Here is a 22,266-nt window from a genome sequence, read left to right on the forward strand (position 1 = left end):
TGCTGGACCGGGTGCGCTTCCGCCCCATGACCCTGCCCGACCGCTTTATCGACCACAACACGCAGGACGCGCAGTATGACGAGGCCGGGCTGTCTGCCCCACACATCGTCGCAACCGCTCTTAACGCCTTGGGTGTAAACCTGACGGAAGAACGGACGGCCTGACTGTATGGCTCGGCGTCGTGCGGATCAGCTTCTGGTCGATCGTGGGTTGGTGGAAAGCCGGACAAAAGCTCAGGCCCTGATAATGGCCGGGCTTGTGTTCAATGGTACCAAGCGTGTGTCCAAGGCTGGTGATCAGCTAGCCGAGGACGCCCCCTTGGAGCTGCGTGGCCAAGACCACCCTTGGGTCTCCCGCGGGGGATGCAAGCTGGCGCATGCCCTTGAGCATTTTGGCCTTTCTCCGCAAGGGCGAGTATGTCTGGATGTCGGGGCTTCCACTGGAGGCTTTACAGATGTGTTGCTGACCCATGGTGCAGAGCATGTTTATGCCGTTGATGTCGGGCATGGGCAGTTGGCATGGAAGCTGCGCTCCGACCCAAGGGTTAGTGTGCTGGAAAAGTGCAATGCCCGGTATCTGGACAGTACACTTATTCCGGTAGCCCCCGAAGTGATTGTGTGTGACGCCAGCTTTATTGGCCTGCGAACGGTTCTGCCTGCAGCACTCGGCCTTGCCGCGGACAATGCGTGGGCTGTGGCGCTAATTAAGCCGCAGTTTGAAGCCGGGCGGGAGCAGATCGGTGCAAAAGGCGTTGTGCGTGATCCCGCCGTGCATGAAAGTGTGTGTGCAAGCATTCACGAATGGTGGTCTACGCTGCCGGGCTGGGAAGTGCTGGGTATTGAGTTAAGCCCGATTACCGGGCCTGAAGGAAACAAGGAATTCCTGATAGCGGCACGCCGCAAGGCATAAAAATTCGACTACGCGTGTCAATGTTAAATTAAATTTTCAGGTCGCTTCCCGATTTTTGCATGGCAGATGATCAGTTTTTTTGCCACAATTCTCCGAGAGAATGCACAAATCAGTTCACCATCTAAGGGAAGCTACACAGGATCATGCGCAAGATCGCGACACTATTCAGCGTCACCTTCCTTTTGGCCTCCAGTTCATATGTCTGCGCGGCCCCTGCGTACCATCCTTCCGCCCCATCCCGCCCAACAACGGAAACAGGCAATGTTCTGCTTCGGGGGTATGAACAGGACGGATTGCTTTTGCAGGATGACATGCAGGCTGGTGTGCTGACCATTAAGGCTGATCCTGCGACATTGCATGTGGAGAGCACTTCCGGCCCTTCGGACCTGTATCGGCAGACCGTGAAGGATGTTCTTTCTGCTGCGGCAACCTATGCCTATCTGTATTTTGGCCAGAACCCGGAGGCCGACAAACTTTCGGTTGTTGCCGATATACAGGAGGAAGGTGCCGGGCCTGCGAGCATGAATGTGGGAGAGGACAAGCAGGAAGCCCCCGCGCTAACGATTGAAATTACGCGCCCTTCCTTCCCCATTTCCGCAGATACAAAGCCAGATGCTTATTCCGCACAGACCATTGGCATGATTTTGGATAATGTTGATACGTCCAAAATGACAATGGCCACGTGGCTCCAGAATGCTCTGAAAGGGCAGAGCCAGCCTTCTGCCCAGTAGCAGGGACGATGGAATTATCAGTCATTAGGCCTAGATGATGGTGTGGAGGAAAAGAGGCTGGTATCTGTCAGCCTCTTTTTTTGTTATGACCCTCACTCATCCCCATTTTTTGAAACAGTGCATAGCCCCATGTCGTCTCCAGTCCCTCCCCCTTCAATCCCTGCCGATGCCGCTGCGGTTACCGCACTGAATGCCGAAGAGCGTACACGCATTCTGGCAAAAGCGGCCCTGTTTAGCCCACCTTCTATGGTTACGGCTGATGGACGGCGGGATATAGTTGGACTTTCTCGTGAGGAACTCACGGAAATTTTGGTCGAAATTGGAGAAAAACCTTTTCGTACCAAGCAGTTGTGGCACTGGATTTATCATCAGGGGGTTACCGATTTTTCGCTTATGAGCAGCATTGCCAAGCCGCTCCAGCAAAAACTGGCTGAAAAATTCATTATCGCACGGCCAGAACCCGCAACCGTGCAGACATCTCAGGATGAAACACGTAAGTTTCTGTTCCGCTTCCGCGATGGGCAGGAAGCGGAGACCGTCTATATTCCCGACCGGCGGGAAGATCGGGGCGCTGTGTGCATTTCATCTCAGGTGGGATGTACGCTTTCATGCACATTTTGCCATACTGGCACCCAAAAGCTGGTTCGTAATCTGGGGGCTGCGGAAATTGTTGGGCAATTTATGGCTGCGCGGGATTCCTACGGGGAATGGCCCAGCCCCAAGGGGGATACCCCTCGCCTGCTGTCCACCATTGTTCTGATGGGCATGGGCGAACCCCTGTATAATTACGAGAACATTGCCAAGGCCATGCGAATCATCATGGATGGAGAAGGCATAGGGCTGTCCCGGCGGCGTATTACTCTGTCCACGTCCGGTGTGGTGCCGCTTATGGACCGTTGTGGGGACGAGTTGGGGATTAACCTTGCGGTTTCCCTTCATGCCGTAAGGAATGATCTGCGGGATGAAATTGTGCCTCTCAATCGCAAATATCCGATCGAGGAAGTGTTGGCGGCCTGCCGCCGTTACCCGGCCGCGAGTAATGCGCGGCGCATTACCTTTGAATACATCATGCTACGCGGGGTGAATGATAGCGAAGCAGATGCCCGTGAACTGGTCCGGTTGATTGCGGACATTCCCGCCAAGGTTAACCTGATTCCGTTCAACCCTTGGCCGGGTAGTGACTATCGGCCTTCCACGCGTGAGCAGCAGAACAGATTTGCAGAAATTGTTATGAACGCGGGTTTTGCATCCCCCATCCGCACGCCCCGTGGACGCGATATTCTGGCAGCTTGCGGGCAGTTAAAAACAGCGAGTGAACGGGCAAGAAACTCCCTTCCCTCCTAAAAACACACTTTTTTCTTGTCCGAGCATGGCTGGATGGGCAAAGCGCTCTGGCTCCAGACCTTTCTCGGTGATAGGAGAAAGGCAAACCTGTTATTTCAGAGTGATCAGGAGATTGGTGCATGGGCGCGACTTCCGCCAAAAAAAACGTTAAAAAGGTTGTTCTGGCTTACTCAGGCGGGCTTGATACCTCCGTTATCCTGAAATGGCTGACAAAGACCTATGGCTGCGAAGTCGTGACTTTTACGGCTGACCTTGGTCAGGGTGAAGAGCTTGAACCCGCACGCAAAAAAGCCGAGATGTTCGGGGTCAAGGAAATTTTTGTGGAAGACCTGCGCGAGACATTCGTGAAGGACTTTGTCTTCCCGATGTTCCGTGCCAACACGTTGTATGAAGGCCAGTACCTGCTGGGCACCTCCATTGCCCGCCCGCTGATTGCCCAGCGTCAGATTGAAATTGCAGAGGCTGTTGGTGCGGATGCGGTTGCACACGGCGCTACTGGCAAGGGCAACGATCAGGTCCGGTTTGAACTGGCTTATTACGCCCTCAAGCCTGACATTACGGTCATTGCACCGTGGCGTGAGTGGGACCTGACCTCGCGCACACGTCTGCTGTCTTTTGCTGAAGAAAACCAGATTCCCATTGCAAAGGATAAACGCGGCGAAGCGCCGTTCTCTGTGGACGCCAATCTGCTGCACTCTTCCTCCGAAGGGAAAATGCTGGAAGATCCGGCCGTCGCCCCTGAGGAAATTGTTTTCCAGCGTACGATTGCGCCTGAAGCCGCGCCTGACCGCGCAACAGAAATTACCATCGACTTTGTGAGCGGTGACCCGGTTGCCATCAATGGCGAGGCTCTGTCCCCCGCAACATTGCTGACGCGGCTGAATGAACTGGGCCGGGCCAATGGTATTGGGCGTCTGGATCTGGTGGAAAACCGCTTTGTGGGCATGAAGTCCCGTGGTGTGTACGAAACGCCGGGCGGCACAATCCTGCTTACGGCGCATCGGAGCATTGAGTCCATTACTCTGGACCGCGAAGCCATGCATCTTAAAGATAGCCTGATGCCGCGCTACGCCTCCATTCTTTATAATGGCCTCTGGTTTTCTCCCGAACGCCGCATGTTGCAGGCACTGATCGATGCCTCGCAGCATTCGGTAACCGGGCGCGTACGCCTGAAGCTGTATAAAGGCAATGTCATTTGCGTTGGCCGTGAAAGCCCGAACAGCCTGTATGATACCCGCGTTGTGACGTTTGAAGATGATGAAGGTGCGTATAATCAGGAAGATGCACAGGGCTTTATCAAGCTGAATGCACTGCGCCTGCGTTTGGGCGCGCAGATTGGTCGTAAAGGTGGCGCGCTTTAAGCGCCGCTTTTTCTGAACTTTGTAAGGGAGCACATACACACCATGTCCCGTCGATTTTCTCTTGTTCCATGTATGCTGGCGGCCAGTCTGGCCCTTTCGCTTTCTGCCTGTGGCGGCCATAAGGCGGAAGAGGTCGAACTGACACCGGCACAGCAGATGGCCAAATTGCGGTCGGAACCCGGTGTTACTGTGCTTAAGGACGGTTTGGCTTACAAAGTTCTTGAATCCGGCCCCAAGGATGGCGAGCAGCCCCGCAAAGGGGATGTGATGATGCTTATCTACGAAGGCCGTCTGCCTGATGGTTCCATTTTTGATGGTTCAGAGCAGCACGGGAACGGGGCATACATGCAGATGCCACTGGATGGTCTGGTGCAGGGCTGGATGGAAGCCCTGCCCCTGATGCATGTTGGTGATACATGGATGCTCTATGTGCCGCCAGAGCTGGGGTATGGGCACAGGTCCATGGGGGTTATTCCCTCAGACAGTCCTCTGGTCTTCCGTATCCAGTTGCTTGGGGTCGAGCATACGCATAATGCGCAGTAACTCCCTCCCCTACCCCGCATGGTGCTTTCATCCTTGAGAATGAGTGCCATGCGGGTCAGGACAGACTTTTGATACGGCGATGAATGTATCGGATGCTTTGTATATAATCGGGAATGTTTGTGCCGTTTCAGTCGCATTTCCGTAGCAACGCACTATTCGACGTGCCATCAATGCTCTCTTCCCTCGTCAGTTAGTGTTCTGCTCTGGGAGCACACTAAATAATGCGTATAGCCAAAAATTGAACCGATCCCTTGCTCATTTTGTGGGAATGCAATGTCTGAAGCCATTTTGCACTGACTTGTCCCAAAAATAGGCGAGTTCGCTCGGTTTTCCTTTTCCTTACAGACAGTAGCGATAAACCCGTATGCAACGTATTTTTTCTGGCATTCAGCCCTCAGGTGTTCCTCAGCTTGGTAACTATCTGGGGGCAATCCGCAACTGGGTTAGTCTTCAGGCAGACCATGAATGTGTGTTTTGTCTGGTGGATATGCATGCCATTACGGTCTGGCAGGAACCCGCCAAACTGCGCGAACATACGCTTATGCAGGCAGCTATTCTTCTTGCATCTGGTATTGATGCGGAACGGCACATTTTGTTCAACCAGTCTGCCGTTTCTGCTCATGCGCGTCTGGCGTGGATTTTCAACTGTGTCTCCCGGCTTGGCTGGCTGAACCGTATGACCCAGTTTAAAGACAAAGCGGGAAAAGACAGGGAAAATCATTCCGCAGGTCTTTATGTTTACCCCAATCTGATGGCGGCCGACATACTGGCGTACAAAGCAACGCGCGTACCCGTGGGTGAAGACCAGAAGCAGCATCTGGAACTGACCAACGATATTGCCCAGAAGTTCAACCATGACTACGGCGTCGATTTTTTCCCGCAGGTTGAAGCTCTGATTCCCCCAGAAGCAGCACGTGTTATGAGCCTGCGCGATGGGACAAAAAAAATGTCCAAATCAGATCTATCCGCCCAAAGCCGGATTGAACTGACAGATGACGCCGATACCATTGCGTTAAAAATCAAACGGGCCAAAACGGATGCTGATGTCATACCATCTGACCCGTCAGGGCTGGTGGATCGGCCAGAAGCAAAAAATCTTGTATCAATCTATGCTGCTTTGGCTAACATGAATGTGCAGCAGGTATTGGACCAGCATCAGGGGCAAGGCTTTGGTCCGTTCAAGGCGGCGCTGACAGAAGTTGTTGTTAATGCGATTGCCCCGATTGCGATAAAAACCAGCCAGTTTTTGCAAGATGAAGCCTATCTGGTGCAAATGCTGCATAACGGTGCGCAGCGTGCGCAGGCTATTGCCGAGCCTATTGTTTCTGAAGCTGAAAAGTTGGTTGGATTTGTAAAACCATTATAATGCACGGCATGGTCACAGTAGTTTTGAACGGTATGGCTATGTTTGTCATTGAGTTTAACTGAATCTGGATTGTATGAGTATGCCAGAGTATCCATCTTCTGATTCATCCGATCTGTCTGATGCTCAAACAATGGATGCTGTGGCATTGCAGCGCGCTAACCGTGTGCAAGAAGCTATTGTGGCTTATAAGGCCGCGTTAGATTGCAATCCGGATAATGCGTATGCACTCAGTAATTACGGTGGTTTGCTGTGCTCGCTGGGAGAGTTTCAGACTGCAAAAACTCTCCTTGCACGCGCGGTCAGCATAAAGCCGGATATGCCGGATGCATGGTCAAATTTTGCGAATGTCCTGTTTGAAATGCAGGATTATAGTGGTGCGATTGAAGCTTATAAAAATTGCCTGACATTACAACCGCAGCATCCACTTGCCCTGAGCAATCTGGGGGTGGCCCTTGATTGTCAGGGACGGCACGCGCTTGCATTGAACTTTCATAAAGCTGCCATACAGCTTGAACCGGATAACGGGCAAAGCCGTACAAATTATGCTCTCTCCCTTTTGGCGCAGGGAGATTATGTGGAAGGTTTTAAGGCCTACGAATGGCGATGGAACAGCAACATACTTGGCAAGCATAACTTGCAAGGTCCCGTATGGGATGGAAAGCCGTTTGTAGGTAAAACCCTACTGGTCCATACAGAGGGTGGTTTTGGCGATATGCTGCATTTTGTGCGGTTTGTGCCTTATGCAGCCGAACGTGGTGGCACAGTTATTGTCAAAGTGCGCAAAGAATTATTAACTTTGCTACAGCGTTCTTTTCCTGAACAATTGTTTATTACGGTCGATGATAGTGCGCCTCCCCACGATCTGGAATGCTCTGTAGGGAGTCTGCCCTATTTGCTGGGCACCACGCTGGACACAATTCCGCAAGCCGATGGTTACCTTGTTCCTGACCCAGATAAGGTGGCGATGTGGAAAAACCGTTTGGATAAAGATCTGTTTTTCATGTCCACGGCGCCAACACTCAGGATTGGCCTTGTCTGGGCAGGCTCCCCGCATCGGGAGGTGCGATACGTGGAGTTTGTGGATCAGCGCCGCTCTATCAATTTGCAGAGCATGGCGCCATTAGCAAAAGTTCCAAACGTCTTATTTTACAGCTTGCAGGTGGGTGAAAAAGGCATTCAGGCCAAAACGCCACCGGCAGGTATGAAACTGGTCAACCATACCAATCTTCTCCATGATTTTGATGATACGGCAGCATTGATTGCCAATCTGGATATGGTGATTTCTGTTGATACGTCCGTTGTTCACCTAGCCGCTGGGCTTGGAAAGCCCGTATGGATGCTATCACGGTTTGACCAGTGCTGGCGCTGGCTTTCAGGTCGTACAGACACGCCATGGTATGATCATCTTCGTATATATCAGCAGTCACAGCCTTTGGACTGGGATACACCAATCAATAAAATGCTTTCTGACTTGGTTTTACTTGAAAAACAAACTGAAAAAATTAAGAAACAAGAAATTATATAATACACACATCTATAATTTTCAAAACTACGCATATATGCAGTACGCTGCTGCGCCTTCATGGTCAAGGAAGATTGCGCTTACTTAATGGCGGGATAAAAAAAATAATCAAGTAGTTTTGAAAATTAGTTCGCATGTTATGAAATAAATATATCCATAACTACTTATAGTATATTCAATATATTTTTAGATTATTCTGAATTATTGAAAATAATAATCTCTATTTGCATATGTATTTATAAAAAAAATCTTGAAATGATTCCTGCGTGTGCATATATATTACTGCAAGCACAATGGTTTGTGCTTCCTTTTTCGTGATGCGCGATCCTGTTTTCGTGCTCGTATCTTCATAGTCCGTTGAATTTTATTCCGGACCAGCATCACGCATGCCTGCTTCCCTTGCTCCTTAGGGTGTCGCTTTTTCAGCAGGCTGCAAAAATTATATAAGGAGAGAGCGTCTTGCCAGAGACCAGCCCTCAGTCATCCATGCTCTCGCGTGGTATCGCCGCCTTTTTGGGCATTCCTCAACCACTCTTTTTTGGTTTTGTTGGCCTGCTCCTGTTTATGGTCGGCGATGGCGTAGAAGCCGGATACCTTGATACATATATGCTCCATCATGGGCATACTCAGGGTGATGTGAATCTTATGTTCACAACATATGGCGTAACCGTCATGCTCTCAGCATGGTTGGCAGGGCCATTATCCGACCTGTATGGCCCCCGGCGTACTATGTGGGCAGGTCTGCTGCTCTGGGCATTGCTGGAGGTGGGGTTTCTGTCTTTGGGGCTGGGGCCGGATAACCTGACCATGACGTTGCTGTTCTATACGCTTCGTGGTTTTGCCTATCCGCTGTTTGCCTATGGGTTTCTGGTCTGGATTGCTGCAGCCACGCCGTCTCGGATGCTTGGTTCTGCTGCCGGGTGGTTCTGGTTTTCCTTTTCCGCAGGTTTGCCAACGCTTGGCTCCCAGTTCGCACGGTATACCATTCCTTACATAGGTGAACTGGCAACTTTTTGGTGCTCTTTGGGGCTGGTTATTCTTGGTGGCCTGATTGCTCTGCTGTTTGTGCGCGAACCCATTGGCAGCAAACCACTAGTTGCTGCGGGGGCTGATAAAAAACAGGTCTTTTTTGGGTCAATCAGCATTATGTGGCGCGAACCCAAAACACTGGTGTCGGGCATTATCCGGACCGTCAACACCTCATCTGAGTATGCCTTCCTGGCGATCATGCCTGCGTTTTTTGTGGATCAGTTGCATTTTTCCCAGTCGCAATGGCTTGATCTGCTCTCTCTGATCTTCCTTGGCAACATTCTGTTCAACCTTGCTGCGGGGATGCTGGCGGACAAGCTTGGCCACCGTTTTGTTATTGCCATTGGCGGGTGTGTTGGCTGTTGCGTAACCATTCCACTCTTTTACTATGTGCCGCTATGGTACCCGGGTAACTTTACGCTGGCCGCTATTGCTGGCTTTGTGTATGGCGGCACGGTTGCTGCATTTGTGCCTATGTCCGGTCTGATGCCTTTGATTTGCCCCAAGGAAAAGGCTGCGGCTCTTTCCATTCTGGGTTTGGGTGCCGGGGCGAGCACCTGGGTCGGGCCTGCTGTGGTCAGTATTTGTGAATCTTGGTTTGGCATGGGGCTTGAAGGCGTAATCTGGAGTTTTTCCGGGCTTTATTTGGTCGCTGGTATTCTTACGCTTTGCCTGCGCATTTCCCCCGAAGCGCATCGCCACACCGAAATGCTGGAAAAGAAGAAAAAACAGCTCAAGTCGGCAGACTTCCGTGCTGCCCAGCAAACAGCCTGATATCTGGCTAGACTGCTAACGAGTACAAAAGAAAGGGAGGTTTAACACCTCCCTTTCCCACTTCCGCCAAGAAGTCTTGTTTTGCAACGGGCCAACGTTGCTCTCCTGCCCTATTACGCTGCAATGATTTGCATCAAGCCTGAGTGATTTAGGCAGTGCGTCTATTGTGTGCGTATCATTGCAAGCAGACTTACGCGCCAGCCAGCCCTTCCCCTACCATGCGATGCGGATCGACGTTTTGATCAAATACGGTTTCGCTTATACCTGATGCCAGAGCGGCTTCTCGGAGTGTTTCATTGCGCTCCATGGCGCGGTGGGCAATGGCGGAGGCCTTGTCGTATCCGATAACCGGGCTAAGTGCGGTTACCAGCATGACCGAGATCTCTACATAATGCTTGATTTTTTGCTCGTTCAGCGTTGTTCCCTCAACGGAAAACTGCCTGAAGTTTTTACAACCATCCGCCAAAATGCGAATGGCATGCAAAACATTTGCCGCAATAACGGGCCGCATGACGTTCAGTTCAAAATTGCCCTGCGCGCCAGCAAAAGCCACAGTCGTATCATTCCCCATGACCTGCGTTGCAATCATAATCAGGGCTTCGCACTGCGTAGGGTTGACCTTGCCGGGCATAATGGATGAACCGGGTTCATTTTCAGGCAGGTGGAGTTCTGCCAGACCGCAACGTGGACCTGAACCGAGCCAGCGCATATCGTTAGCAATTTTCATTAAGGCTACGGCAAGGCCACGCAGCCCTGCAGAGGCACGCACCATGGCGTCCAACCCGCCGAGGGCTGCAAATTTGTTGGGGGCCGTAACAAACGGTTTGCCTGTAAGCACGGCAATATGCTCAGCAATGGCCTTGCCAAAGCCTTTGGGAGCATTCAGGCCCGTGCCAACGGCTGTACCACCCGCGGCCAGTTCGGCCAGCCCTGCCCTTGCGGAAAGGAGCGCATCAAGTGCGTTTTCAAGCTGCTGGGCCCAGCCAGACCACTCCTGCCCTACGGTCAAGGGCACTGCATCCTGCAAATGGGTTCTACCCATTTTGACCACTGTGCTCCACAGTTGGGCTTTTGCCCGAATACAGGCAATAAGCGCCTCAATCTGAGGTACAAGAGTATTTTCAATTTCGAGTAACGTGACAACATGCATGACTGTTGGGAATGAGTCGTTACTCGATTGCCCCATATTCACATCATCATTGGGGTGAACCGGTGTTTTGGACCCGATCTGCCCACCCAATAGCTGAATGGCTCTGTTTGCAATAACTTCATTGACATTCATATTGGTCTGAGTGCCAGAGCCTGTCTGCCAGACATAAAGCGGGAACTCACTGTCTAGCTGGCCTGTAATTACTTCATCTGCTGCCTGAATAATTGCAGCAGCTTTCCAGTTGGGTAGGCGGTTGTCAGCGAGATTGACCTGTGCGGCCGCTTTTTTAACAATCCCATAAGCACGGCACAACTCAAGTGGCATGTGGTCATGACCAATGGAAAAATGCACCAAACTACGCTGTGTTTGCGCACCCCAGTAATGGTTTGCGGGCACGTCTATGGTGCCCATTGAGTCACTTTCATGCCGCATGCCGGTCGCATCTATGCCAATGCGTACGTCCCGTAGGCTGTATGATGCTGTCATGTCCTGGCTCTCCAACTGCAACGTTTCATTGGGGTTAGGCCTCTTTGCCCGGTGTATTCCCGTCCGCCGTCGCATACTGCCTGCTGGATCAAGTTGCTTGCTGAACAGGGGATAGGCTTTGTGCGATGCAAGAGGGACTCTCATACCCTTGTGCGCCAGCAGTATGGTGGCGTGGCAAGGTATATGGGCATCACATCATCGGTATGTAGACTGTAGGTCGATCACGTTATTCAAACGGTGCGCAAATAATGTGGTTCCGTTGTGTCACGAAAATTTGGTTCTGTTTTATTGGATTGCCGTTTGCAATATAAGCAGAGTGCTACTTCCATTATTCAGGATAAGTAACACTCTGTTTAGCTCTAAATGGTTATAGTTCCGCTAAAAAATGAGTAAGCAGCGCTATATTACGCTGGAAGTGCTGACAATGCCGCCCGAATACCTTTGGTGCGTATAATTTTGCGGAGTTCAATAACCCGCTGGTCCAACACATGGCTATCCAGGTCACGCCATGCATCAAATGCAGGGAGCTTTAGTCCTGCGGCATAGTCATCCGAACGGATCAAAGCTTCCTGCTCTTCTGTGTAAGCAGGCTCGGATGTTGTGTAGGTCTGCCCAAGAGCGTTGACGCCACGCAGCATTTCCAGATAAGCGGCCATACCAAAAGCAATGCGGGAACAATCCTTGCCATCAAGGAGCAGGCTACGGACAGTCTGCGTCCAAAAGACCTGAATTTTGGCGCAGCCATCACCTGCAATACGCAAGGTCTGGTCTGCCATGGCGGGGTTGGAAAAACGACTAAGCACACTTTGCATATACTGCTGCAAGTTGACGCCCGGTGGCGCTGTGAACGTTGGAATAACATCCCGCGTTAGAAAATTTTCTACATTCTGCTTGAGGGCAGGATCTTTAACTGCCTGATCAACCTGTTCGTAGCCCAACAGAATGGCAGGAAAACAAAGCATGATGTGGGAGGCATTGAGCATGCGAATTTTAACATGCTCATAATCCGTAACGTCGTTGACAAACTGTACCCCCGCACGGGCTAGATCGGGCCGACCATTGGCAAACTTATCCTCCAGAACCCATTGGTGAAAATCTTCCGCAACAACAGGTAGAGCGTCATCCAGACCACTGGCGGCATTTAACTGTTGGGCAATATTGGCAGTAACCGTTGGTGTAATACGGTCTACCATACCATTGGGAAATGTTGCGTTACGGGCAATCCAATCGGCCAGTTCCGGGTCGCGTGCTTGCGCAAAACCTAGAAAAGCCTTGCGGGCGACATCGCCATTATGTCGCAAATTATCGCACGACATAATGGTAAACGCTTTTAACCCCGCATCTCGGCGGCGGCGGAGACCTTCCACCACGTAACCAAAGACGGTTGCCGGGTTTGTCGGGGTTTGCAGGTCATTTTTTACGGCTGGGGTATCAAGGTCAAACTGGCCTGTAACCTCGTTAATATTATACCCACCTTCTGTTATGGTCATGGAAACAATGTGGATATCCGGGTGGCTCAGATGCTCCAGTACGTTTTGTGGATTTTGAGGAGCCAGCAGATAATCGCGTAACGCAGCAATGACCCGTATGGACCGATCGCCAGAAGGCGCGCATTCGGTCAGGGAATACAGGCAGTCCTGTGCCTGAAACATTGTGGCTTTTTTGGTTGAATGGTCACCTTGCGTCAGGCCAACACCAATAATACCCCATGTTGGTTCTGCTTTAAGAATTTTATCGATATAGAGTGCTTCATGTGCGCGAAAAAAATTACCAACACCAAAATGAACAATACCTGCCTTAATATCCAAAGGATTGTAGTCTGGTAAATGCACGGGAGATGTCACATTGCCAAGATTTTCAAGAGTGAGCATGTGTTCCTCCAAAATATTTATAAACATATATGCTAACGTTAATGCATTTTTTTTAAATTTCAACGTTTGATCCAGAATATAGACAAATGTTTTGATCATAGTTTATTTTTGGATTGAAACAGTTAACTGCTCTGGCCATCGATCCCCTTGTTTTAATGCATTTTAGCTTCCATGATGCTGCCAGCATTTTTACTCTTACCGAGCAGGCAGCAATATGAACAAGCGCGAACTTGGCCGTACAGGCATTATGGTGAGTGAACTCTGCCTTGGCACAATGACATTCGGCCAGCAGAACACACAGGCCGAGGGGCATGCGCAACTCGATCTGGCGCTGGAGCACGGTATTAACTTTATTGATACCGCCGAACTTTACGCCATTCCCCCACGGGCCGAGACCTATGGTGCGACCGAAACCATTATTGGGAACTGGCTGAAAGCAAAAGGCGGCCGGGACAGGCTGGTTATTGCCAGCAAGGTCGTGGGGCGTTCCTCCTCCCCATGGTACCGCCCGGGTGGCGAGCAGGCACGCCTGACCCCCCGTCAGATCCGTTACGCCCTTGAAGGCTCTCTGCGCCGCCTTGGAACGGATTATATCGACCTGTACCAACTGCACTGGCCCGATCGGTCCATTGGTCTGTTTGGCGAAGGTGGAACCACCTTCAAAAGCCTACCGCAGGATGATGCCGTGCCTGTGGAAGAAACCCTGAGTGTATTGGGCGACCTTGTGGCTGAAGGGAAAATCCGCCATGTCGGCCTGTCGAATGAGACCGCATGGGGCGTGGCGAGCTTTCTGGCTGCATCAAAAACTGGTTTGCCGCGTGTAGCATCCATTCAGAACGCCTATAACCTGATCAATCGCACGTTCGAAATCGGGCTGGCGGAAATGGCGTTGCGGGAGCGTGTGGGACTGCTTGCGTACTCCCCCCTCGCACAAGGTTACCTGACCGGAAAATACCTTGATGGCGCCCGCCCACCCGGTGCCCGCACGACCCTTTTTGAACGTGGGCAGCGTTACGAAAAACCGGGAGTGGACGAAGCCATTCGCGCATATCATGAACTTGCGCGGCAAGAAGGGTTGGACCCAATCCAGCTTGCCGTTGCTTTTGTCACAAGCAGGCCATTTGTTACGTCAAACATTATTGGCGCAACAAGTATTCCACAGCTTGAGACTCTTCTGGCCTCTCCTGATCTGGTGATTACCCCGGAGCTGGAAGCAAAAATAAACGCCATTCATCAACTCCACTCCAACCCTGCCCCCTGAACAGGGTGAAAAAGCATCGTTCTTATCTGTCGCTTAAAAATGACCTGTGTGCCGTATGAGACTTAAAACCTGCGTGGAAAAACTGAGCTTATCCATGGTTGCCTGCGCTGTTGCGGGTGGTCTGTATGCAGGCCCCGCTTTGGCGCTGCCCCCCAGTCCTGCTGCACGCCATGTGCTGGATGAAGTGCTCCACGTTGGTCTGGCCCGCTTTACCGCGCCAGACTTCAAACCCGGGCTGGTGCGGCACATGGTCATGTTCCGCTTTAATGCCCGCACCACGCAAGCGGAGCGCAATGAAGTGACAAAGCGTTTTGTTGCTTTAGCCAGCCTTTCACGCCGCCCGGATGGTTCTGCGGTTGTGGCCTCAATCGAGACAGGGCCGCAGATCAGTGGGGAAAATGCAGATATCGGCCTGGAGCAGGCCTATCTGGTCACCTTCCGTTCAGAAGGTGATCGAAATTTTTATGTTGGCCGTCCGATTGTATCCGACCCCAAATATTATGATCCTGCGCATGATGACTTCAAATCGTTTGCAGGCCCATATTTGGAAAAAGTCGTTGTTTTTGATTTTCCTGTAACGCTTAAAAATCAGGATTAACCAGCAAGTCGGCAGCATGTTTGCCGGGATTGCTGCCTGTTGATTATTATCACTGTATTTGAAGAACCTTCATTTTTCGGTACAGTGTAGCACGGCTAATGCCCAAACTGCGGGCTGTGGCGGCGACATTGCCATGGCTGGCAGCCAGAGCAGACCTTACAACGCTTTCTTCAGCCTTTTGTAGGCTCATTTCAGAACCGGCCTCCAGCTCTGTCAAAAGATTGGGATGATCTTTGATCATATCATCCGTCCACCCCATCATCTCCCGGGTGGCATGTGTCGCCCCCGTGACTTCCCCATCAGCATTAACAGCAACCAGAGGAGACGAGCACCCATCCGCCGGGCCAAGGGTCAGAATTTTTTTACCCGCATACTGCTCCCTAAAAAGCTGCTCCTCTATGCGTCGGCCCGATTGCAGTAGTGTTTCCATCACCAGCGCTGCATAAGGTTTTGTGCTGTTCCCACTCAGGGCGGCCAGATTTAAGGCGCCTGCCACACGGCCCTGAGCATCAAAAACAGGCGTGGCATAGCTAGCAAGTAACGAAAAGCAGAAACGCCAGTGCTCACCTTGACCCAGAAATATTGGACATTTCTCTTTTACGCAGGTTCCTACGCCATTCGTACCTGCGGCAGATTCGTGCCAGATCGCACCTTTGCGTAAATGAAGCCTGCGGCAGACTGATAAATGGGTTTCATCCGCGCAGCGTGCCAGAATGGTGGCGTCCGGGTCGGCTAGCAGCACCATAAGGCCCATACCCTGCACCAGATCAAACAGCCGCCGCATTTCCCCCATGGCGGATTTGAGCAGCAGGGACGAACGGCCACTCGCCTGCCGGAATTCCGCTCCAGAGAGCACATCGGCTATCCACCCCTGCGATGGGTCCAGATTATAGGCGGAGGCGCAGCGTTCCCATGATTGCTGGATGCATATCTCGCTGGTCGCTGGTGTTTTTTCATTAACCGGGTGGGGCAGAATATCTTCTTCTGCCATTATTACCCTGCTCAGGTTGCCATTCATGCAGTCTTCCACCAGTTAACCCGTCATTATCCTCTTCGTTTGCGACAAAGGCATGATGTTTCAGTGCGCGGGGTGAATGATACTGCACATGATAACAAAAATTAAAGAAAATTTTATCTTATCCTGAAAGAATGCAACGTCTCTTATGCACTTCCTTTCACCAAAGATAAACCAGCTTCACATAATACGCATTGGTTTCGGGCGTGTTCCGTGCTTCCAGCGAGTGTGAATAGCGCCCCGTAATCGAAAAATGCTGGGACACATTATACATAAGCCCTAAGCCCAATGTTGTTTCCCGGCTGTTGGAATCATCCAGATACCGTTTTGCGGAATTATCGTAAGTGCCGGTAACATTCTGCCAGTCAAACGCAACGAATGGTTCCAGTTTTTTGGTCGCTTTCCAGCTAAAACGCAGGTTGGAGTAAAATACGACCCCCGGCGAATAGCTATGTGCATTTTTGACATGCTTGGTTGAGCCAACAACTGTTCCGGCGTCACCATCAAAACTGAAGTGTTTCCACTCATAGTCAAAAATAAAGCTAGAAATATTCGACCAGTAGTTGGGCGATGTTGCATCGCGCGTGCCGACTGGCGTCTGCATAAAGGTCTGTATGCCAAAGGTGCTGTTTGCATTGGGTTTGAACCACGCCGCAGGCCCCACAATGGTTGGTCCCAGACCGCCATAATCCGTACCATTGGCCAGCGAATAACTCTCGGACTGGATCAGTTCAAACGCAAATCCAACGTGTGGAATGGCTTCAAAACTACGGAAATGCACGTATTTGGTCATACCCGCCCAAGTGTGGCTACCACCACGGGCCTGACGCTGCCCAAGACTGTTATATGTGCTGCCCGCGGCATTGCCATCCCCATACTGAACCAGCACGTTGAAGGGTTTGAAATCAACCGGCAGATCATACTCGTGTGGGCCAATAATGCCGAGTGTCACATCGGCCGCCTTGGCGGAGGACGCATAAACCAGAACCACACCGGGTATGACGAGGCGAAGCAGAGAGCGCAGCCGCTCTGGCTTTTCTGTCAGACGCATCAGAAGGATTTCCGTATAAAAAAGAAACGGGGCTCCAGAAAAATCAGGAGCCCCGCATGGAAGGCGCGTTACTGGGCTTTGGAGCCCTGTGCGCCATCGATCGTGTAAGCAATGATGTAATCACCGCTTCGGGTGCCAAGGCCCCCGTGGCCACCAGCGGCCATCACAATGTACTGCTTACCACCTGCCTCGTAAGACATGGGGGTAGCCTGACCACCAGCTGGCAGACGGTCCTGCCAGATGACCTGACCGGTGGAGAGGTCAAAGCCGCGCAGATAGTCGTCCGCTGTTGCACCCATGAACACAACACCGCCCTTGGTCACAATGTTCCCGCCAATATTATACATGCCCGTGGGCAGCGGCAGGTTATTGTGCGTACGGAAAGGTCCTGTATCGCGGGTGGTGCCAACCGGGTGCTGCCAGACGATTTTCTTGGTCACAAGGTCAATCGCGGTCAGCGTGCCCCAAACTGGCCCTTTGCAGGGGATCTGCAGCGGGTTCAGCCATGGGTTGGTGTAGGCAATGTAAGGCGTACCATAATCAGGCGAGACAGAGAGTGCATCACCCTTTGCGGCAGGTTCCTCACCTTTACCATCCCACTTGGGCAGCGTGCCGGGTGCTTCCAGCGTCTGGCGTTTTTCCAGACGGATACGGAACGGCAGGTAGCTTGCATTGGCCAGCAGAAGCTTACGCTGCGGGTCAATGGTAATGCCCTGCCAATCCACAACGCCATAGAACGCCGGGTAGACAATGGTGGTTTTGCCCAGATGTGGCGGCGTGAACTGCCCGTCATAAGCCGACTGACGATACTGGATACGGCAGATCATCTGGTCAAGCAGGGTAGCACCCCACATATCCGACTCTTTCAGATCTGGCGGGGTAAGGGAGGGCATGGCCGTTGGGTAAGGCTGCGTGGGGGACACGCGGTCATCAGGCACATGGCCAGCCGTTGGCACGGGTTTTTCCGCAATCGGATAGCCCGGAACAGGTTCACCCGTACGGCGGTCCAGCACAAAGAATTCGCCACGTTTGGTGCTCTGCACCAGAGCGGGAATGCTTTCTCCGTTCGGGCCGGGCAGATCAACCATGGACGGGCCAGACGGAATGTCCATGTCCCACAGGTCATGGTGTACGGTCTGGTAAATCCAGCGGCGCTGGCCACTTTCAATATCCAGAGCAACCGTTGCGCTCGAAGATGCATCATCAAACGGACGGCGTGAACCACCCCAGTTATCAGGCGGGGAGTTGCCGGTAGGAATGTAAACCAGACCCAGATCAAGGTCAGCCGTGTAAACACCCCATGCGTTGGGCGTGTCACGCGTCAGAACGTCATTGGGGCCGGGTTTCCACGTTTCGGGGTCATGCCCAACGTCCCATGCCCATTCGATGGCACCGGTGGTGGCATTGAACGCACGAATGGCGCCAGAGGGTTCAAAGTTGGCCTGATTATCAAAAATCCAGCCACCAGTGATAACCCGGTTTTTGGCCACCATGGGGGGAGACGTTACAAAGTGGAAGCCATGGGGCACATGGCCGAGGTAATCCCGCATGGAGATAAAGCCGTGGTCACCAAAGTCATCACAGGGCTGACCGGTTTCGGCGTTCACAGCGACCATGCGTACGTCTGCAACCGGGGAATAGATACGGTTACGGCAGGTGGTCTGAATTTCATCTGGGATATGGTAATAAGAGACACCACGGCAAGCCAGATACACGTTTTTATCAAGGTCAGCCGTTGCTGGCTTGGGGTCAAACTTCCATTTGATCTTACCCGTCAGAGCGTCCACTGCCATGACCCAGCTATGGGGGGTGCACATATAGAGTGTGTCGCCCACTTTGATCGGGGTCAGTTCCAGATTGAACTCGTGCCCCTGATCAGGCCCGGCAACCGTGGCCTCCCCTTGCTGCTGCACGTCGCCCGTACGGGTCATCCATGCGCGTTTGAGGTGGCTGATATTGGCCGGTGTAATCTGCCCCACAGGAGAATAGCGATCCCCACCGACCGTGCGGCCGTAGGCTGACCAGTCCGCATCTGCCACACCATTGGAGGCGAGGTCGGTCTGCCCCTGCGCCGCCATACGATCAGCCGGAACAGTGCCGTTGATGGAGTAAGATGCAAAGCAGCTGGCCACGACCACAAGAGTGGAAACACCAACAGCGCCCAGCACTTCGCGCTTGTCCGTCAGCCAGTCCGCACCTGTCCGCCAGACCCATGGCAGCAGGAGCCATGCACCAAGGCCGATCAGGGTGAACAGGCGAACTTCCAGCCCCCAGATGTTGAAGCCAACTTCAACCAGCGACCAGATTGTTGCCAGCAGCAGCAGTGCTGCATACAGGCGGGTTGCCAGTTTGGGATTTTTGAAACCGCTGAAAGCGGAGGCCAGCATAACACCGCCAGCCAGAATGTAGAACCATGACCCGCCAAGGACGAGCAGTTCTGCCCCCCCCAAAAACAGGAAAAGCCCGGTAAGAGCCAGTAAGGCTGAGGTTATGATTGAAAATAACCCCTTATTACTCTCTCGCATGTTGCGTTTCTCTCTGAATGTGTTCAGTCGGCCTGAATACGCAAGCCAGTTGTGATGCTGACCTCGTTCACAGCCAATTTTGTCTGATGAACAGGAACCACCCAGAAATTGCCACTGTTGACACCGCCTTGCTCACATATGTTTGTAGCAAAAAACCTAACCTGTCTCAGATATGAGACAGATCAAGTGCGCGATGTGGATTGTAGGGTAAAAAAGAACCGGCTTGCCGCAGAACCCTGCTCCAAAGCCGCAACTCGGTCGAGAAGGGTATGAATACCCCTCCCCTGATACCAAGACTGAATGAAAAGTGGTGCGCCGGGCAGGACTTGAACCCGCGACCAAGCCGTTATGAGCGGCCCGCTCTAACCAACTGAGCTACCAGCGCACACTACACCCTTGGCATATCTCCCACAGGAAGCTGGAGCCTTGGTGCATTAGACATACATATCATCTTGTTCACTGAAAAGACAGAGCATGGCCTGAATATGCGCTCAGGAACCCACCCGTATGTTCGGAAAGCCCAGAGATACGTCAAGGACGTGCTCAGCGGGAAAATACCGGCATGCCAGTGGGTCATGGCGGCCTGCGTCCGACAGCAGCAGGATCTGGCACGGGCAAAAGGAAAGAACTGGCCCTACCAGTTCGATAAGGATGCAGCGGAGCGTGTCTGCCGTTTACCTATGTGTTCAGCCAGCTCGCGCAGGCCGCAAACTGGGCGCCGGATGAGTGCCGCAAACGCTCGCCAGTGCGCAGTGGCGCTTTCCGCAAAAGCTGGGCAGTGCTGGTGGACGAAAAGCTATGGGATGCGGCCCCCGCCACCATCCCCATAGGCACAGAGGTCTGGATCGTTAACACCATGCCTTATGCCCGCAAGATTGAAGTGGGCGGCCAGAAAATCAAGGTTGCCCCCCAGATCATAGAGGCAGTTGGAAAGGCCATAAATGGCCGCTTCACGGGGGTGAAAGCTCAAAGGCTTTTCAAGCCTCTCAAAGGTGGGCGGGACGCGCGCGGCGGGCCGGTTCCCTACATTTTAAGAGGCGCAGGCGTTGCCTCTGGCCTGTCATGGACTCGCAAAGAGGGCTGGAGCCGCAAGCACGCCGCGTATGTGAGCAACCGGAGCGACCGGCAGGCCGGTGAGCAGGTTCTCTATCAGCTCGGCATCCTGATGGATGAGGCCCACAAGTTTTTTGACATGGTTCTGGCGGGTGGAAATCCGCTGCAAGCTGCCTTTTACGAAGTGCCCAATGCTGTGCAGGTCATGGGCGGCTTAGAGGCGGGCCTTGGCAAGCTGAAAGCCATGGGTGCGCAGGGCTATGGCACGGGCTATACCGAAGCTCTGCAAAATCTTACCGGCCAGATCCAAGCAGCCAATGTAGCACTTGCGGGTATGCGTGGTCCGTTTGCGGAGCTGATAGAGCAGCAGAACCGTGCAGCGCAGTCTTTGGCCTGACAGCCTGCGGGGATACGCCACAGGCCAAACTCCGGCAGACCGTGTTTGACGCGGCCAGCGTTTACCATGTGGCCGCCACCCCCATGCCTGATGTGATGGCTGGCAAGGTGCCGGGGGTCCATCTGAGTGATGAGCAGAAAACTCTGGTCAAAAAATCCAGCCAGACTGTGGTGAACGAGCTGACGGTGCTGAAGACGGCCATCCAGAACAATAACACCCTGACCCAGACCAGTGTCTCCGGCCTCCAGTCTGCGCTGCTCTCGTTCCAGACCTGCTGGGCGGGTGTGAAGGCGGGCACCATTCCGGATGCCTGCAAGACAGGAGACACCAGCAAATGAGTGAAGCAGAAACCATTGAAGGCATTGCCGCCGCCTCCGGCGCGATCCTGGGCGTTGTGGGGGAAGTGGTAGAACTGGCCGAAAAATACGGGCCGGAGATCTACGCCACCATCATTGCCGCAATCGAGCAGAGCAAATCCGGCACCGGCCCGACCGATGCGGATCTGCAAGCCATCATTGCCAAGTGCGTGGCCGATAACGCCGCGATCCAGAGCGCATGACGCCCGATAACGAGTTCTTTCTGATCTTGGGAGGCGGGGCCGTTGGCCTCGCCTTTGTCCTGTTTGCCGCAACCGTGCGCTGGCTCAGAACCCGTGCGGATAAGGAAGATGATCTATGATCCGGTTTGTGAACTTGCGCAAATTCGCAAGTTTGGGGTTGCTGCTGCTGGCATCCGCCTGCTCCAGTCTGCCCCTGCGGGCCAAGCATGACCTGATCGGAATGCCCAGATCAGACCTGATTGCCTGCGCTGGGGTGCGGGATAACGTGGCTGCCCTCCCCAATGGCGAGGTCCTCCAGTGGCGTCAGGACCAGCAGGTGCAAGGTCCGCTAACCCTCAAGGGGCCGTTTAATCTGGAACTGGACCTGCCTGGACACGGCACCTGCCATTTGGTGGCTCGGATAAGGAATGGCCTAGTCGCCCGGGTAGAATATACCGACCCCAGCGATACTCTGCTGGGGCGGTATGCAGCTTGTGCCCCGTTGGTAAGGGCGTGTCAGAAAATAAATAACCCTTCTTCACATTCCTGAAATTGCTTAAAAATAATGCTTGCAAGAATATAAAATCACGCAACGACAGCCAGACCTATCTGTGAGGTTACTTTCTCGATCTTCGGTGAACCTTCCACTAAATTTTTGTAACCATCCGGCGAGAGACGCGGGCGTATTCAGGCGGCGATGGTATTGTGGACCTGCTGGTGGGCTTTCCAGTGCCAGGGCAGG

At 52.8% G+C, this 22,266-nt stretch carries 20 protein-coding genes and 1 tRNA gene; 15 read left to right on the forward strand and 6 right to left on the reverse strand.

Translation table 11 applies throughout. From position 1 onward, the window contains the following. The first annotated feature begins 168 nt into the window (after window positions 1-168). From AABE20_RS05570 to AABE20_RS05605, 8 genes are all read left to right on the forward strand, one after another. The gene (locus AABE20_RS05570) at window positions 169-909 is read left to right on the forward strand and encodes a TlyA family RNA methyltransferase (RefSeq protein ID WP_338332174.1); all 741 of its coding nucleotides are present in this window, start codon (window positions 169-171) and stop codon (window positions 907-909) included. Between the two features lie 143 nt (window positions 910-1,052). Further along, window positions 1,053-1,640: a hypothetical protein gene (locus tag AABE20_RS05575; protein ID WP_338332175.1), complete on the forward strand. Its 588-nt coding sequence runs from the start codon at window positions 1,053-1,055 to the stop codon at window positions 1,638-1,640. A gap of 129 nt (window positions 1,641-1,769) precedes the next feature. Continuing rightward, entirely contained in the window at window positions 1,770-2,984 is a 1,215-nt protein-coding gene (gene rlmN, locus AABE20_RS05580) for a dual-specificity RNA methyltransferase RlmN (protein ID WP_338332176.1), read from the forward strand. A gap of 119 nt (window positions 2,985-3,103) precedes the next feature. Beyond that, window positions 3,104-4,345 carry an argininosuccinate synthase gene (locus AABE20_RS05585; protein ID WP_338332177.1) on the forward strand — a complete coding sequence of 414 codons (1,242 nt, stop codon included), beginning with the start codon at window positions 3,104-3,106 and terminating at the stop codon, window positions 4,343-4,345. 42 nt (window positions 4,346-4,387) lie between these two features. Further along, on the forward strand, window positions 4,388-4,888 hold the full coding sequence (locus AABE20_RS05590; RefSeq protein WP_338332178.1) for an FKBP-type peptidyl-prolyl cis-trans isomerase: 501 nt from the start codon (window positions 4,388-4,390) through the stop codon (window positions 4,886-4,888). A gap of 364 nt (window positions 4,889-5,252) precedes the next feature. After that, window positions 5,253-6,254: a tryptophan--tRNA ligase gene (gene trpS / locus AABE20_RS05595; RefSeq protein ID WP_338332179.1), complete on the forward strand. Its 1,002-nt coding sequence runs from the start codon at window positions 5,253-5,255 to the stop codon at window positions 6,252-6,254. Between the two features lie 79 nt (window positions 6,255-6,333). Then, complete coding sequence (locus AABE20_RS05600) at window positions 6,334-7,779, forward strand: tetratricopeptide repeat protein (RefSeq protein ID WP_338332180.1); 1,446 nt, start codon at window positions 6,334-6,336, stop codon at window positions 7,777-7,779. Between the two features lie 483 nt (window positions 7,780-8,262). Then, window positions 8,263-9,579: an MFS transporter gene (locus AABE20_RS05605; protein ID WP_338332192.1), complete on the forward strand. Its 1,317-nt coding sequence runs from the start codon at window positions 8,263-8,265 to the stop codon at window positions 9,577-9,579. Between the two features lie 190 nt (window positions 9,580-9,769). Here AABE20_RS05605 and fumC read toward each other — a convergent pair whose 3' ends face one another. Beyond that, window positions 9,770-11,215 (reverse strand): class II fumarate hydratase, encoded by a 1,446-nt coding sequence (fumC, locus tag AABE20_RS05610; RefSeq protein ID WP_338332181.1) that lies wholly within the window; start codon window positions 11,213-11,215, stop codon window positions 9,770-9,772. A gap of 404 nt (window positions 11,216-11,619) precedes the next feature. Continuing rightward, window positions 11,620-13,086 carry a mannitol dehydrogenase family protein gene (locus tag AABE20_RS05615; protein WP_338332182.1) on the reverse strand — a complete coding sequence of 489 codons (1,467 nt, stop codon included), beginning with the start codon at window positions 13,084-13,086 and terminating at the stop codon, window positions 11,620-11,622. A gap of 214 nt (window positions 13,087-13,300) precedes the next feature. Here AABE20_RS05615 and AABE20_RS05620 point away from each other — a divergent pair, with 214 nt between their 5' ends. Both AABE20_RS05620 and AABE20_RS05625 read left to right on the forward strand, forming a co-directional pair. Beyond that, window positions 13,301-14,347, forward strand: a complete 1,047-nt coding sequence (locus tag AABE20_RS05620) for an aldo/keto reductase (RefSeq protein ID WP_338332183.1) — start codon at window positions 13,301-13,303, stop codon at window positions 14,345-14,347. A 55-nt stretch (window positions 14,348-14,402) separates the two neighbouring features. Then, window positions 14,403-14,945 (forward strand): Dabb family protein, encoded by a 543-nt coding sequence (locus AABE20_RS05625; protein ID WP_338332184.1) that lies wholly within the window; start codon window positions 14,403-14,405, stop codon window positions 14,943-14,945. 49 nt (window positions 14,946-14,994) lie between these two features. Here the strand turns inward: AABE20_RS05625 and AABE20_RS05630 are convergent, their stop codons facing one another. From AABE20_RS05630 to AABE20_RS05645, 4 genes are all read right to left on the reverse strand, one after another. Further along, a complete protein-coding gene (locus AABE20_RS05630) occupies window positions 14,995-15,936 on the reverse strand; it encodes a helix-turn-helix domain-containing protein (protein ID WP_338332185.1) in 942 nt (313 codons plus the stop codon). 184 nt (window positions 15,937-16,120) lie between these two features. After that, on the reverse strand, window positions 16,121-17,011 hold the full coding sequence (locus AABE20_RS05635; protein ID WP_338332186.1) for a transporter: 891 nt from the start codon (window positions 17,009-17,011) through the stop codon (window positions 16,121-16,123). A 68-nt stretch (window positions 17,012-17,079) separates the two neighbouring features. After that, a complete protein-coding gene (locus AABE20_RS05640; protein ID WP_338332187.1) occupies window positions 17,080-19,536 on the reverse strand; it encodes a membrane-bound PQQ-dependent dehydrogenase, glucose/quinate/shikimate family in 2,457 nt (818 codons plus the stop codon). Window positions 19,537-19,844: 308 nt separating this feature from the next. Beyond that, a tRNA-Ile gene (locus AABE20_RS05645) sits at window positions 19,845-19,921 on the reverse strand. A 297-nt stretch (window positions 19,922-20,218) separates the two neighbouring features. On the opposite strand from AABE20_RS05645, the gene AABE20_RS05650 reads away from it, so the two are divergent. From AABE20_RS05650 to AABE20_RS05670, 5 genes are read left to right on the forward strand one after another with little or no spacing between them, the layout of a single operon-like run. Next, window positions 20,219-20,986 (forward strand): hypothetical protein, encoded by a 768-nt coding sequence (locus tag AABE20_RS05650; protein ID WP_338332188.1) that lies wholly within the window; start codon window positions 20,219-20,221, stop codon window positions 20,984-20,986. Window positions 20,987-21,027: 41 nt separating this feature from the next. Beyond that, a complete protein-coding gene (locus AABE20_RS05655; RefSeq protein WP_338332189.1) occupies window positions 21,028-21,324 on the forward strand; it encodes a hypothetical protein in 297 nt (98 codons plus the stop codon). Next, the gene (locus AABE20_RS05660; protein ID WP_338332190.1) at window positions 21,321-21,545 is read left to right on the forward strand and encodes a hypothetical protein; all 225 of its coding nucleotides are present in this window, start codon (window positions 21,321-21,323) and stop codon (window positions 21,543-21,545) included. Before AABE20_RS05655 ends, AABE20_RS05660 begins: the two co-directional genes overlap by 4 nt. Further along, the gene (locus tag AABE20_RS05665) at window positions 21,542-21,664 is read left to right on the forward strand and encodes a hypothetical protein (RefSeq protein ID WP_255375219.1); all 123 of its coding nucleotides are present in this window, start codon (window positions 21,542-21,544) and stop codon (window positions 21,662-21,664) included. Before AABE20_RS05660 ends, AABE20_RS05665 begins: the two co-directional genes overlap by 4 nt. Then, a complete protein-coding gene (locus AABE20_RS05670) occupies window positions 21,661-22,074 on the forward strand; it encodes a hypothetical protein (protein ID WP_338332191.1) in 414 nt (137 codons plus the stop codon). The genes AABE20_RS05665 and AABE20_RS05670 overlap by 4 nt, the downstream gene beginning before the upstream one ends. Window positions 22,075-22,266: the final 192 nt, after the last annotated feature.

The organism is Acetobacter zythi, assembly GCF_963921165.1.
Classification (GTDB): domain Bacteria; phylum Pseudomonadota; class Alphaproteobacteria; order Acetobacterales; family Acetobacteraceae; genus Acetobacter.

Bases quoted from the DNA above. Each gene is read 5' to 3' on its own strand.
- AABE20_RS05575 (WP_338332175.1), top strand. From the start codon at position 1,053: ATGCGCAAGATCGCGACACTATTCAGCGTCACCTTCCTTTTGGCCTCC.
- AABE20_RS05665 (WP_255375219.1), top strand. From the start codon at position 21,542: ATGACGCCCGATAACGAGTTCTTTCTGATCTTGGGAGGCGGGGCCGTT.
- AABE20_RS05630 (WP_338332185.1), bottom strand. From the start codon at position 15,936: ATGGCAGAAGAAGATATTCTGCCCCACCCGGTTAATGAAAAAACACCA.
- rlmN (WP_338332176.1), top strand. From the start codon at position 1,770: ATGTCGTCTCCAGTCCCTCCCCCTTCAATCCCTGCCGATGCCGCTGCG.
- AABE20_RS05600 (WP_338332180.1), top strand. From the start codon at position 6,334: ATGCCAGAGTATCCATCTTCTGATTCATCCGATCTGTCTGATGCTCAA.
- AABE20_RS05635 (WP_338332186.1), bottom strand. From the start codon at position 17,011: ATGCGTCTGACAGAAAAGCCAGAGCGGCTGCGCTCTCTGCTTCGCCTC.
- AABE20_RS05585 (WP_338332177.1), top strand. From the start codon at position 3,104: ATGGGCGCGACTTCCGCCAAAAAAAACGTTAAAAAGGTTGTTCTGGCT.
- AABE20_RS05625 (WP_338332184.1), top strand. From the start codon at position 14,403: ATGAGACTTAAAACCTGCGTGGAAAAACTGAGCTTATCCATGGTTGCC.
- AABE20_RS05660 (WP_338332190.1), top strand. From the start codon at position 21,321: ATGAGTGAAGCAGAAACCATTGAAGGCATTGCCGCCGCCTCCGGCGCG.
- AABE20_RS05670 (WP_338332191.1), top strand. From the start codon at position 21,661: ATGATCCGGTTTGTGAACTTGCGCAAATTCGCAAGTTTGGGGTTGCTG.
- fumC (WP_338332181.1), bottom strand. From the start codon at position 11,215: ATGACAGCATCATACAGCCTACGGGACGTACGCATTGGCATAGATGCG.
- AABE20_RS05620 (WP_338332183.1), top strand. From the start codon at position 13,301: ATGAACAAGCGCGAACTTGGCCGTACAGGCATTATGGTGAGTGAACTC.
- AABE20_RS05640 (WP_338332187.1), bottom strand. From the start codon at position 19,536: ATGCGAGAGAGTAATAAGGGGTTATTTTCAATCATAACCTCAGCCTTA.
- trpS (WP_338332179.1), top strand. From the start codon at position 5,253: ATGCAACGTATTTTTTCTGGCATTCAGCCCTCAGGTGTTCCTCAGCTT.
- AABE20_RS05605 (WP_338332192.1), top strand. From the start codon at position 8,263: ATGCTCTCGCGTGGTATCGCCGCCTTTTTGGGCATTCCTCAACCACTC.
- AABE20_RS05615 (WP_338332182.1), bottom strand. From the start codon at position 13,086: ATGCTCACTCTTGAAAATCTTGGCAATGTGACATCTCCCGTGCATTTA.
- AABE20_RS05590 (WP_338332178.1), top strand. From the start codon at position 4,388: ATGTCCCGTCGATTTTCTCTTGTTCCATGTATGCTGGCGGCCAGTCTG.
- AABE20_RS05570 (WP_338332174.1), top strand. From the start codon at position 169: ATGGCTCGGCGTCGTGCGGATCAGCTTCTGGTCGATCGTGGGTTGGTG.